Source organism: Idiomarina sp. UBA4206 (assembly GCF_002383015.1).
GTDB lineage: Bacteria > Pseudomonadota > Gammaproteobacteria > Enterobacterales > Alteromonadaceae > Idiomarina > Idiomarina abyssalis.
This window is the reverse complement of record NZ_DFTS01000007.1, coordinates 22708-24189: the sequence shown is the minus strand read 5'-3', so window position 1 is coordinate 24189 and position 1482 is coordinate 22708. Positions and strand designations below refer to the sequence as shown.

The window sequence follows — 1482 nt, the reverse complement described above, 5'->3', positions numbered from 1 at the left end:
CGTTTTGGAACCTGAGGCTTTAGCATTTTTGCGCTTACAGAACCAAACGCGTTCTGGTGGGTTTCTGGTAGCAAATAACGAGTCTTTTGAGGGCCAGGTGGAAGTTGCTGAGTCGGATATCGAGACCTTTTATCAGCAAAACCAGGACATGTTCCGTACGGAAGAGAAGTTGAGCGTTGCTTATGTTGAGCTTTCTTTAGCGGCTATTGAGTCTGATATTGAAATAGCCGATGAAGAAGTACGTGAGTATTACGAACAACGTCAGCAGCAATACGCAACCGAAGAAGAGCGTCGCGTGTCGCATATTCTTATTGAATTCGACACAGAGAACGCTAAAGAGAAAGCTGAAGAGGCGTTGGCCGAACTGGAGCAGGGCGCCGACTTCGCTGAGGTAGCGCAAACCTACTCTGATGATACTTTCTCTGCGGAACAGGGCGGTGACCTTGATTGGGTCGAAGCTGGCATGATGGACGAAGATTTTGATGCCGCTGTTTTTGAGCTGGAAAACATTGGTGATTTATCTGAGATTGTTGAAACCAGCTTCGGTTATCACATTATTAAGCTGACTGATTTACGTGAAGGTACGGTAACACCATTCAGTGAAGTCGAAGACGAAGTTCGCCAACAGCTGTTAGCAGAAAAAGCGGAAGACCGTTATTTTGAAAAGCAGCAGAAATTGGCTGAAATTAGCTTTGAACAGCCAGATACTCTGGAGCCTGCTGCTGACGAAATTGGTGCTACAGTTCGTCGTACTGACTTATTCACTCGTGAAAGAGCGCCAACACCTTTGAGTGATGACGTCATTCTCAATAACCTGTTTTCAGAACAGTTAATTGAAGAGAAGTTAAACAGTGACGTAATTGAAACCTCTGATGATCGTTCTTTGGTTGTGCGAGTGACTGAACATCAACCGGTGCGGGTAAAAGATCTGGACGAGGTTCGCGAGCAGATTGTTGCAGAACTTCGTGTAGAGAAAGCTCAGGAATTAGCACTGCAACAGGCGGAAGAGTGGATGCAGGCCTGGCAGTCGGGTGAAGAAACCAGTGGCGAGATTGTCTGGGTAGATAGCATTACCCGGAACAATAACGAGCATCCAAGAGCTATTGTGCAAGAGCTGTTCTCGATGTCTCCGTCTGCTACTGCCGATGAAAACACCTTTACCACGGTCGCGCTTCCTAATGGCGATGCTGCAGTGGTTGCATTGACAGAACTTAACCCGGGTAATGCAAACGAAGAGCAGCTTGATGAGCTGCAAAGTCAACTGCAGAACCGCCAGGCACAAGTGATGTTACAAGCTTTCATTAATAATCTGAAAAGTGATGCAGATATTCAGCGTTTATCGACTCGATAAAGTGTAACGCTCATCGAAAATAAAAAAGCTCAGACTTGAGAAAGTCTGAGCTTTTTTTGTTTTTCGTTAGTATTATTTGCGTCCGTAAAGCTCCGGTAAGACATTATCTTCTGTCGTATCAGATAGCCTCT

1 protein-coding gene is annotated in these 1482 nt (G+C 45.6%); it reads left to right on the top strand.

Annotated features, from left to right (window positions below; genetic code table 11):
• On the top strand, positions 1 to 1351 hold a 1351-nt coding region (locus tag B3180_RS00875; protein ID WP_286842361.1), incomplete at its 5' end, for a peptidylprolyl isomerase.
• Positions 1352 to 1482: the final 131 nt, after the last annotated feature.